This is a genomic window from Pseudaquabacterium terrae (assembly GCF_013266755.1).
Lineage (GTDB): Bacteria > Pseudomonadota > Gammaproteobacteria > Burkholderiales > Burkholderiaceae_C > Pseudaquabacterium > Pseudaquabacterium terrae.
In genome coordinates this window covers 737,576-747,161 of the sequence record NZ_JABRWJ010000004.1, presented here as the reverse complement: position 1 = coordinate 747,161, position 9,586 = coordinate 737,576, and the positions used below count along the sequence as shown (strand labels likewise).

Here is a 9,586-nt window from a genome sequence, read left to right as displayed (position 1 = left end):
CGGTACATTCTGGATTCGGCATTGCCTCCGCCCTTCGTCAAGATTCAGCACCTCGACAAACGGGCATTCCAGGGGCAATGCCGTCCTCGCTTTCACGGGGGTAGCGTGAAATTTCCGGGCTAGTGCCGAGCGAATCGACGAACACGCCATGGCGCTGCCTTGGTACGGGCGCTTCGTTTCCTTCGCCTGCGCTTCGGCTGCCTTCGGCATCAAACACCGTCGGCCGCACGACACTGGCGGCTCATGCACATGACGCACGGCGGCGCGGGCGAGTACACCATGACATTCAAGATCAAATTCGGTATTCCTTTCACCAACAAGACGTTCACGTTGCATGAGCCGGGCAAGAAGGCCCACGCCGGCGTGCAAATGTCGACGACCCAGGCGATGTTGGACGAGCTGCCCTTCAAGATCCGGACCCGCGGAACCGGGCACCGCGCCCCGCAAAACCCGCCGCCGAACGTGCCCGTACTCCCCGACAACAACACTCTGAACAACCCTCCGTTGGTCCCCCCCGTCGTCAACCCTCCGCCGAACGTCGCCGGCAATCCTCCACCCCAAGTCGTTGTCACCCCACCTCCGAACGTCGACGTCAACCCTCCGCCGAACGTCGTCGTCAAGCCTCCCGGCGTCGCCAAGCGGGACTTCATGACGACCGTTGCCGCTGACGCGTGGGTCGAGATCGCATCGAACCTGAATGTCGGCGACAAGACGAATCTCCGGCTGCTGAGCAAGACCGCCGCCTACGTCGGCGCAGCCGCCATTCAAAGCGTGAAAGTGAGGCCGGCAGACCTGGCGGTCACTGACGCCAACACTCAGGCCATGCAGCACCTGAGCGTCAACGGCCTCAATTCGGTTCACTTGACCGGGGACGCGACTGGCCGCATCTTCACAGCCGCGGATATCGCCCGACTTCCGCCTTCCGTGACCGAACTGAACATCTCCAATGCAACGCTCGAAGCCGGCGCTTGGCAGCAATTGGCCGCTGCCCTGCCCAACCTTAGCTCGATCAAGGCACACGGCGCGATTGTGGACGATGCAGCGGCTCACGCGATCGCGAACTGCCGCAATCTCACGTCGCTGGACTTGAGCGGCAACCAGACCATCGGCACACCAGGTCTCACGAGCATTGTGGGACTTCCGAAGCTCACCACGCTGAATCTCTCCGATTCCCGAATCGACCATGGAGGGGTTCAGGCCATCGCAGCCAGTACCTCGATCACCACACTGAACCTGGCCCGCGGTGACCTCGGCCCGTTGGCGGCACAAGTGCTCGCGACGATGGGTTCGCTCAAGAATTTGAACCTCGAGGGCAACTACCTTACCAACGTCGGCGCACAGGCCATCGCGACCGGCGAAGCCGGGGCCTCACTCGTCACGCTGAACCTGAGCAACAATCTGATCGGTAATCTCGTCTCACATCGGATCGCAGGCATGCCCTCGCTCAGGGAGTTGAATATTCAAGGCAACAGACTGGCCGACCGCGGCGCGCAGGCCTTTTCGACGAGCACTTCCCTCGTCAAGCTGAACCTTTGCGACAACGGGGTCGGGCCAGACGGTGCGCGGGCACTTCTAGGCAGCCCGACGATCACTGACTTGAATCTCGCGGACAATGCCTTGGGCGATCTGGGCGCCGCGATACTTGCCCGCAGCCGCACGATCACCACACTGAACCTGAGCAACAACGATCTCCAATATATTCCGACGGAATTCGGGACCAACGCCACCATCGCCACGCTGGCCCTTGCCAGGAACCGCATCAACGACCCCGCCGAACTGGCGGAACTCGCACGGATCCCCACGCTCGTCAATCTGGATCTCGAAGGGAACGGAATCACCGACGCCGGCGTAGCAGCCATTGCCGACAGCAGGTCGATCAAGAAACTGTCGCTGCGCAACAATCAGCTGGGCCCATTGGCCACCATAGAGCTCGCAAGAATGCCGCAGCTCGAAACCCCGGCTCTTTAGCAGGATACGTCACTGCGCATAGCGCACGGACAGAAATATCGAGCGCCCCAGCGGATCGGTGAGCCGCGGCTCGTAATTGGCCAGCGCCAGGAAGTTCTGGTTGCTGAACGGCGGGTCGGTGTCGAACACGTTGCGCACGCCCATCGAGATCTGCCAGTTCTGGCCGGCCTGCCGGCTCAGCACCAGGTCCCACAGCGAATACTCGTCGACCCGGTTGCGATAGCTCGGCGACAGCAGCGCCGACGGCAGGTTCTGGTCTTCGTAGTGCGTCTTGTACCGGTTGACGACCGTCGCCGCCCACGGGCCGCGATCCAGGCGCAGCGACAAGGTGTGCTGCCAGCGCAGCACGATGGTCGAGTCGGTCACGCGGCCGAGCGCATCGACGAACACGCCATCGCGCTCCCTTTGGAACCGATAGCGATCCACATAAGTGCCCAGCAGGCCCACGCTGAGCCGGCCCAGCGGCGTGTCGCTGATGCGGGCCTTGAGCTCCACGTCGAGACCCCGAGTCTGGATGCGGCCGAGGTTGTCGTTGCTGCCCTCCAGGTAGGCCAGCGCCCGGGCGTCCACCGTGCCGCCCGCGCCGCGGCAGGCCGCGATGGCGTTGGCTGCTGCAGCCGAGAGCTGTCCGCAGCGCACGAACCGGTCGGCGTAGCGCACGGGGTCGGCGAACAACGGCGTGGCCGGCAGCGCGCCGACCTGGTCCCGCAGGTCGATCTGCCACCAGTCGAGCGAAGCGCTCCAAGCGGCCGAAGGCTCGACGACGAAGCCGAGCGAGAACGCGCGCGCGGTCTCGGGCTTCAGGTTCGGGTTGCCGGCGGTGCGCAGGTTGAATTGCTGGCGGCAATCGCGCGCGGCCACGCCGCCGGGCGCGACGGTGCCGCCCGGGCACAGCACCGGGTCGTTGAAGAGCCCGGGGCCGGGCGCGATGCGCTGCGGCTGGTTCAGCTCGTACAGCGTGGGCGCGCGGAAGCCGCGGTTGGCCGATGCGCGCAGCAGCCACGCGTCGCCGGGCTTGTAGCGCAGTGCGAGCTTCGGATTGAGGGTCGAGCCGGCGTCGCTGTAGCGATCTTGGCGCAGGGCCGCCTGCGCCGACAGCGCCTTGGCCAGCGGCAGGTCGACCTCGGCGAACAGCGCCCAGGCGCGGCGGCTGCCGGCGACCGAGAGATCCACCGTGGGCGGCAGCCCGAAGGCCTCGTTGAACAGGGGCGTGTCGAAGGTCTGGCGGTAGGTCTCGCGCCGCGCCTCCGCGCCCACCGCGAGCAGCACGGGACCATGGGCGGTTTCGGCGAGCTTGCCGGTGATGCGCGCATCGGCGCCGTTCATGCGGCCGCGCGCCTCGATCACCCGGCCGCGGATCTGCGCGGCTTCGATCACGGCCGCCTGCTCGGGCGTGGGATCGCCGAAAGGATTCAGGAACACCGGGCTGCCGTCACGCACGGCGCGAAGGATCGGCGTGAAGCGCACGAAGCCGTTGCGGTAGAACTCGTCCGTGTCGTGGCCCGAGGCGAAGAGGCCGGCGTTGTAATTCCACCCGCCCAGCGCTCCGTCGAAGGCCAGCACCAGGCGCTGCGCCACCGAGATGGGCTCCTGCACTCGCTTTCCCGCCGCGGTGGTGCGCCAGGTCAGGCTGATGTCGCGCGCCGGGTTCAGGCCGGCCACGGCGGGCGTGATGCCCGCGCCGGGATAGAAGGGGCTGGCGGGCGTCATCGACAGGCCGCTCAACGGAAATGCCGCGTTGCTCAGCTCGGTCTCGGTGTTCACCCGCAGATAGGCGAGCGATGCGGCATGCTCGGGTGAAAACTTCATGCTTGCGCGGCCGAGCAGTGTCACTTGCCGGTTGCGCGGGATGAGGTTGGACGACAGCGCGAAGTCGTCGCGGCAGGTCTGCCCGAAGGTTGGCACCAGCGAGAACGAGTCGGGCGGCCGGCAAGCGGGGAAATAGGGGTTGGCCGACACGTTGGTGCCCGGCTGCGACACGTTGGCCGGAAACGTGATGCCGCTGCTCTTGATGGCGCCGTGCTCGAGGTTCACGCCACTGGCGGCGAAGTCGCGCTCCGAAGCGGGCAGCGCCTGCTGGCGCCGCTCGTCCAGAACGCCCAGCAGGCCATAGCGATCCTGCGGGTCGGTCCAGCCCGCGGCCAGCGTCACGCGCTGCTCGTCGCCACCGCCTCCCTGCAGCGGCCTGCGCCAGGACGCCGATGCTTCCACGCCACGCCAGTCCCCGCGGGTGACGAAATTGATGACGCCGCCGATCGCATCGCTGCCATAGATGGCCGACGCGCCGTCGCGCAGGACCTCCACGCGCTCGAGCGCCGCGAAGGGGATGGCGCTCAAGTCGGGGGCGGCGCTGGTGTAGGGATGGTTCGGCAGGCGCCGGCTGTCCAGCAGCACCAGCGTGCGGTTGCCGCCCAGCCCGCGCAGGCCGGCCTCGGAACGCCCGGCGTGAAAGCTGCCGACCGCTGCGCTGATGCCGACCAGGCCCTGGTCGGCGGAAATGGAGCGCACCAGCGCCTCGGCGCTGGTGATGCCGGCTCGGCGCCACTCGCGCGCCTGGATCACGGTGACGGGCAGGCCCGTCTCCTGTGCCAGGCGCCGGAAGGCCGTGCCGGTGATCACCACCGGGTCGGCCGGGCGGACATCGTCTTGCGCCGTTGCCGTCAACGTGGGCAGCAGCGCTGCCAGAACCACCGCGTACCGAACCCCGTTCATAGGCCGTCCTTTACGGTGGCGTCTCGTGCGCCTTGGGTCTCCTCCCCAGCGTCGCATTACACCTGCTGGTGCCTTGGCGCGTAACGGGGATAGCCCCCTAACGCCCCAGCCGCGCGTCAGTGCTTCGCGCAGTTGCCCGCCGCGGGCCGGCAGCCCGCCGAGTCCTGCGCAGCAGCGCCTTTCGCGGCCTGCCCCGTTCCCTGCCCCTTTGCCTGCCCGGTGCCCTGCCCCGTCCCGTGCCCGGTTCCCTCCGCCGTTCCCGGCCCTGTACCCTGCCCCGCGCCCGGAGAGCCGGGCAGCACGATCGCGGCCAGGCCGGCCAGCAGGACCGCCGCGAAGATGGTTCGCAGCAGCACCGAGCCGTGGCCCGAGCGGCTTCCGGGGCGGCCTACCCGAACGACGTGGACCACCGTCGCGGCGACGACGGGACCGGCCGGCGCGGGCCGTTTCCGCCGCGCGGGCGCTGGATCGGGCTTGGCGTCCGCCGGCACGAAGGGTTTTGCCGCGGGCACCAGCGGCTTCAGGGGCTTGGGCACGTGCGGCTTTTCGAGCTTGGGTGCGCTGGGCTCGTCCGCGTCGCGCGCTTCCTCGCTCTCGGCGGCGCGCCTGCGCTGGGCCTCGCGCAGGCGGCGCGCCGCCTCGGCATCGACCTCGTCCGCGTCGCCCGGTGCGTCGTCGCCGGCCGAGTCCACCTGTTCCGACGCGGACGAATGGTCGGCGGCCTCGACGGCGGCGAGGGTGCGCACGCTCTGCGTCACCGCGCTCCAGATCTCGGTGCCGGCATGCCGCGCGCTGCCGCGCGGCAGCGGGCTCTGCGTCACCTGTGCGACGACGGCGCGGGTGACGGTCGCGTCAGGGCTGGGCGCCGGGTCCGCGCCGCCGGTGTTGTCTCGCAGCGGCGCGGCCCCAGCGCGCGGCAGCGGGCTGGTCGGGTCCAGCACCTCAGATCATCGTGCCATTGGGCACGCAGACGGTGGCATCCGTGAACGCCGGCTGGCCCGCGTCGAAGCGCTCGCGGCAAGCCTCGGGATCGGCCAGCGCTTCGCGCAGCGCGCTGTTCAGTTCGAAGAAGCTGGTGTCCACGGCCGACTCCACCAGGACCTTGCGGTAGCCCAGGTAGCTCGACACGTTCGCCACGAGCAGCGAGGTGTTCAGGCGGATGCGGCTGGTCAAATCCTCCGGCCGCGAAAAGGACTTTTCGCAGTCGGCCTTCGACAGCGAGTGGTAACGCCGGCAATTGGACGGCCGGTCGTCGTAGACGGAGCATGCGCCCTGCTCATCGAGGAAGGCGCAAGGCATCGGCGTGCGCGAATGGGTGGCCGCATCCATGCCTTCGGCTCGCGCCGCATTCGCGGACACGCGCGCGCGCACTTCCGCCGCACGCTCGGGCGGCAGGCGGCCGATGGCGTCGGCCAGCACGAACACCTCCTGCGCCGGCGCCGACACGCGGGTGTGGCAGCAATACGAGCAGCCCTTGCCGCAGGCGGGCTCTTCGCCGACACCGGCCATGGCCTCCTGCCGCAGTGCATAGCGCTTGTAGAAGCGCCGCGTCGCCTCCACGCCCGTGGGGGGCGCCTGCTGGTCGGCGACGGCGCACGCGTATTCGTCGACCATCACCTCCAACCCGAACTTCTCGGCCTGCACGTCCTTGTCTGCCACGACACTCTTTTCGTCGGTCATCTGGTTGTCCTGTGTTTTCAAGCCACGTTGCGCAGCGTGGCCGTGGGCGTCTCGGCGAACTGCTGGCGGTAGGCGTGCGCCAGCGTCGACCGGTTGCTCATGCCCCAGCGGGCAGCGGTCTTCAGCACGCTGGCGCGGCCGCCGCCGTCGCGCAGCTCGCTGCGGATGCCTTCCATGCGCATGTGGCGGATCAGCTGCGCGGGCGTCATGCCCACGTAGGTGCGGAACGCCATCTGCAGGGCGCGCTCGGTGACGTCGATGTGCGCGGCAACCTGCTTGATCGACAGCTTGCGGTCATCGAGCCGCTCGACGATGAAGCGGTAGGCATGGCGGTAGCGCATCGGCAGGCGCAGCATGGTGGCGTCGTCCTTCTCGGCCATCGCCTGCCTTTCCAGGAAACGCGAATGCGGCAGGTGCGAACGCTCGCGCGTGCTGCGGTACAGCGCCTCCTTGGCGAATTCCTTGTAGGCGCGCAGCGCCTCGCCCTGGCGCCCGCCCAGCGCGTGCAGGCGCGAGCTGCAGTACTTGAGCTCCAGCGCCAGGCGGTGGCGCTGCGCGGCCTGGTCGTTGAAAGCCAGCGGTCCCAGCAGGTCGGCCGCCGGACCCGCGGCATCGTGCGACAGCAGCGCCAGCACGGTATCCATGCGCAGCGCATCCTGGGCGGCAGCCCCGAAGCCCCTGTCCTGCAGCCACTTCAGCGCCTGGCGCTGCTGCGCGACGCCCGAGGGCGTGGCGATGTCGTCCGACAACAGCCGCGCCAGCGCGCGCAGGCCCTGGGCCAGCAGGTCGCGGTCGCCGTCGAGGCCAGCAGCCGCCTGCTCCAGTGCGGCGCACAGCGCGGGCGCATCGCGCTGGTCGGTCGGGCCCTCGGCCACGAGCAGCGCGTAGTCGCCCAATCCTTCACGAATTTCGAAGCGGAAGCGCGCGATCAGCTCCAGCCGCAGCAGCTGCACCAGCTCCGCGGCGGCCGGCAGCTGCGCTTCCTCGGCGCGGATCGCCGCCTCGCCCAGCGTGCTCAGCGCGCGGCGGTGCTCGCCCATGCGGTGCAGCGAGACCGCCAGCATGGCCATCGCTTCGACGCGCACCTCGGCGGGCGCCGACTCGTCGTCGGCCACCAGGTTGGCGGACTCGGCGGCGCGGCCCCACTTCTGCGAGTACATCGCGATCGCGGCCTGGTCGAGCGAGGCATGCCAGCGCACGGCATTGCGGGAGATGGCTTCGTAGCACTTGAGGATGTCCTGGAACGCCTCCTCGGCTTCCTCGGCGCGGCCGGCGGCGAGCATCGCCCGGCCGACGATCTGGCCCAGGGCGGCCTGGCGCACCGCGTCGCGCGCCTGGGCCGCCCGTTCCATCGCGGCCATGCCGTAGCGCAGCGCGAGGTTGAGGTCACCCTTCATCAACAGAGCCCGGATGTTCTCATCGCCGGGGCAAGCCCGTTCGCAGGTGAGAGCAAGTAGCAGCATTTCGATCTCCGCATCAGCTTCCGCAATGGGGACCAATGTGCGGGAGACGCGGGTCGAAGATTCTCACCACTCCTCTGCGCAAACCTCAACAACCCTCGGCAGCGGGCTTGCGGGCGGGCGTTGCGCCGGGAGCGCTTCGCATGATGACACCTGGGTTCGCCAGCGTGCGGCGCCGTGAATTCGCTCCGGGACATCCTTGACATACGCGCGTGTCGTGATGGGCTGGCGCGCCAACAGGATCATTGACGGAGTGCGCCATGAACAAGATCAGCCAGACCCCTCCCCCACACCTGCTCGATGTGATTTCACCTGGCCAGTTCGAGGGCCAGACGCCTCTTGTGCCACAGAAAACCAGGCACAAAGGCACCTCGGACGTCGAGACCCGCACCAGCAACGAGCAGACCCAGCGCCCGCGTGGGCGGAGCCCTCTTGGGCCGAGAGCTCCAGCGGTTTCCGACAACCCGAAGACCGCCGAGACCATGCTGAACGAAGGCATCGGCAAACTGCTTGCAAAGGACAGCCGCGGGACCAAGGCCGAAGTGTTCAATGCTTTGCGCAGCGCCATGAGCGGTATACCCGGCTCAGACAAGCTGACCACTGAGTTCGACACGCTGCAGCTCTTCGTCGCCAACGTGCCCAAACTCAAGTCTGACGTCAGGGCCGACAAGGATCTGCAACTGGCTGGCCTGAAGATGGCGCAATACATCTACTCGGATATAGCCCCAACCTTGAACGCCGAGAGCAAGAACGCAATGGCGCTGGAGGTAATGGGCATGTCGTCGCAGGTGGAGAGCCACGCCCACACGCACTCGCTGAAGGCGGAGGCTAAGAAGCTTGCCAGGCCACTTGTGAACCTCACGAAACAGAACCCGATCGCCGGGCTGGCCGTCGGCATCCATGCGGTAGCCGGGGCCCCCGGCGTCATAGGCTTACTCGCCGGCGCGATGGCCCAACAGGACAAGACCTCCAGCCAGGCCCTGGATTTCCTCACCGACGTGCTGGGCAGCATGAAACCGGGGGAAATGAACATGGCTGTGCTGGATGCAGCGACCGACGTCCTGTACGGGTCAGGGCTTAGCGAAGCCAAGCAAAGAAAGCTGGACAACGCGTTGTGCCGGCTCACGGGCGAAGAACAGGGCACTGGCGTGCCTGGAGGCAATGCGCCGCCGCCCACCAACCACGACGGCACTGCTTCGCATGCCGACACCTCGATTCGCCAAACGGACGCCGACCTGAATCAGCGCTCCGATACCCTAGACGTCAGCGCGAGCCATGATGGGCTCGAGCATCAACCGCCCACCCATGGAGTACCTATGAACAACATCGGCAAGACCGGCCAGACCACTGGCCTGCCGTCTACCCCGTCTCCAGAGCTGCTGAAAACCAAACCCCCCAAACAAAACAAAGGCAATCCGGACCTCAATACACGCACCAACAACGACTCCACGCAGCGTACTCGGCTCCAGAACCCGTTTGTACCTCACAAGGGCGTGCCCACGACTGAAGGCGCCTCCGTCAACGCCCAGGCCATGGGCCAGATGCTGGGCAGCGCCCAGGCGAATGCTGTCGTAGGCGATAGCGCCATGCAGTCCCTCAAGAACATCATGAACCAGCAGTCCCTGCAAACGGGCATCGACGCGATGGACAGAGGCCTGATGGCGGGAATAACGGCAGCGATGGAGGGACTGGCCAAGATGTTCAAGAACCGCGGAGAATCCCTCAAGAACCTCTGCTGAGCGGCCGGCCTGAAAGGCAAAGAAGGA

General features: G+C 67.5%; 6 protein-coding genes. 2 read left to right on the top strand and 4 right to left on the bottom strand.

Going from position 1 to position 9,586, the window contains the following annotated elements:
• Positions 1-243 precede the first annotated feature (243 nt).
• A complete protein-coding gene (locus tag HLB44_RS16005; RefSeq protein WP_173124200.1) occupies positions 244-1,968 on the top strand; it encodes a leucine-rich repeat domain-containing protein in 1,725 nt (574 codons plus the stop codon).
• Between the two features lie 9 nt (positions 1,969-1,977).
• Here HLB44_RS16005 and HLB44_RS16000 read toward each other — a convergent pair whose 3' ends face one another.
• From HLB44_RS16000 to HLB44_RS15985, 4 genes are all read right to left on the bottom strand, one after another.
• On the bottom strand, positions 1,978-4,680 hold the full coding sequence (locus HLB44_RS16000; protein ID WP_173124198.1) for a TonB-dependent receptor plug domain-containing protein: 2,703 nt from the start codon (positions 4,678-4,680) through the stop codon (positions 1,978-1,980).
• Positions 4,681-4,796: 116 nt separating this feature from the next.
• The gene (locus HLB44_RS15995) at positions 4,797-5,621 is read right to left on the bottom strand and encodes a prolipoprotein diacylglyceryl transferase (RefSeq protein ID WP_173124196.1); all 825 of its coding nucleotides are present in this window, start codon (positions 5,619-5,621) and stop codon (positions 4,797-4,799) included.
• A gap of 1 nt (position 5,622) precedes the next feature.
• Positions 5,623-6,360: a YkgJ family cysteine cluster protein gene (locus HLB44_RS15990; RefSeq protein ID WP_173124194.1), complete on the bottom strand. Its 738-nt coding sequence runs from the start codon at positions 6,358-6,360 to the stop codon at positions 5,623-5,625.
• A 17-nt stretch (positions 6,361-6,377) separates the two neighbouring features.
• Positions 6,378-7,757: a helix-turn-helix transcriptional regulator gene (locus HLB44_RS15985; RefSeq protein ID WP_173124192.1), complete on the bottom strand. Its 1,380-nt coding sequence runs from the start codon at positions 7,755-7,757 to the stop codon at positions 6,378-6,380.
• A 323-nt stretch (positions 7,758-8,080) separates the two neighbouring features.
• On the opposite strand from HLB44_RS15985, the gene HLB44_RS15980 reads away from it, so the two are divergent.
• Complete coding sequence (locus HLB44_RS15980; protein WP_173124190.1) at positions 8,081-9,559, top strand: hypothetical protein; 1,479 nt, start codon at positions 8,081-8,083, stop codon at positions 9,557-9,559.
• Positions 9,560-9,586 lie beyond the last annotated feature (27 nt).

What these genes read in the sequence shown, in the direction of transcription:
- HLB44_RS16000 (WP_173124198.1), bottom strand. Translation starts at nt 4,680, where the DNA reads ATGAACGGGGTTCGGTACGCGGTGGTTCTGGCAGCGCTGCTGCCCACG.
- HLB44_RS15990 (WP_173124194.1), bottom strand. Translation starts at nt 6,360, where the DNA reads ATGACCGACGAAAAGAGTGTCGTGGCAGACAAGGACGTGCAGGCCGAG.
- HLB44_RS15980 (WP_173124190.1), top strand. Translation starts at nt 8,081, where the DNA reads ATGAACAAGATCAGCCAGACCCCTCCCCCACACCTGCTCGATGTGATT.
- HLB44_RS15985 (WP_173124192.1), bottom strand. Translation starts at nt 7,757, where the DNA reads ATGAAGGGTGACCTCAACCTCGCGCTGCGCTACGGCATGGCCGCGATG.
- HLB44_RS16005 (WP_173124200.1), top strand. Translation starts at nt 244, where the DNA reads ATGCACATGACGCACGGCGGCGCGGGCGAGTACACCATGACATTCAAG.